Annotated in this window: 2 protein-coding genes; both read left to right on the top strand. The window is 49.1% G+C overall.

Annotation, left to right across the window (positions count from 1 at the left end; genetic code table 11):
• The coding region (locus R7P35_RS26470; protein ID WP_318093468.1) for a VWA domain-containing protein at positions 1-570 on the top strand (570 nt) is incomplete at its 5' end.
• Positions 563-1,013 (top strand): VWA domain-containing protein (locus R7P35_RS26465; protein ID WP_318093467.1); only part of this gene is annotated, 451 nt, incomplete at its 3' end. The genes R7P35_RS26470 and R7P35_RS26465, both read left to right, overlap by 8 nt.

The raw sequence follows: 1,013 nt of genomic DNA, 5'->3' as shown, positions 1-1,013 counted from the left end.
GTTCTATTTGGTGACCACGCGTACTTACAAACGCCACTCACGGCTGACCGACAAACCGTTATCCAACAAATCAAGCAAACTGTAATTGGCCTAGTTGGTCAACGAACCGCAATTGGCGATGGTATCGGCTTAGGAACAAAAACCTTTGTCGATAGCGATGCGCCCCAGCGCGTGATGATTTTGCTCAGTGACGGCAGTAACACCGCAGGTGTGTTAGATCCAATCGAAGCGGCTGAGATTGCGAAGAAATACAATGCCACTATTTATACCGTCGGCGTAGGTGCTGGCGAAATGATGGTGAAAGACTTTTTTATGACTCGTAAGGTCGACACCGCAGCCGACCTTGATGAACAAACGCTCACGAAGATTGCAGAAATGACTGGCGGACAGTACTTCCGTGCGCGAGATGCCGAACAACTTAAAAAGATCTACGACACAATCAACAAACTGGAACCTGTATCAAGCGATACCCAAACTTGGCGGCCTCAGTCCGAATGGTTCCCATATCCATTGAGTGCAGCTTTAGTGCTTTCTATGTTGTTGTTCCTGCTAAGGAGAAAACATGGCTGAGTTTACTTTCCTTAACCCATATTGGTTACTGGGACTGATAGCAATCCCCTTCGTACTCCTGATTAATCAAAAATTTAGAGCGAAAAAATCCGCGCTGATTGCCCCGCACCTCGCCAAAATGCTTGGGAAGACCACCCAGTCCAAACCCTATTTTACGATTTGGGGCTTGGCTTGGGCGATTGCCTGCGTAGCGCTCGCTGGGCCGAGCTGGCAATCAAATACACGTCCAAGCTTCGAGCTAAGCCAAAATCGCATGCTAGTGCTAGATATGTCTCGCTCGATGTACGCCAGCGACATCAAACCCAATCGCCTTACTCAAACACGTTACAAAGCGTTGGACTTGTTGCCGAAGTGGAAAGAGGGGGCGACAGGATTGATCGCTTATGCAGGCGATGCCTACAGCTTGAGTCCGCTAACGACGGATGCTAGTACGCTAGCAGGTA

It is taken from the genome of Vibrio sp. Vb0304 (assembly GCF_033338995.1).
Taxonomy (GTDB): domain Bacteria; phylum Pseudomonadota; class Gammaproteobacteria; order Enterobacterales; family Vibrionaceae; genus Vibrio; species Vibrio alginolyticus.
This window is presented reverse-complemented; position numbering and strand designations above follow the sequence as displayed.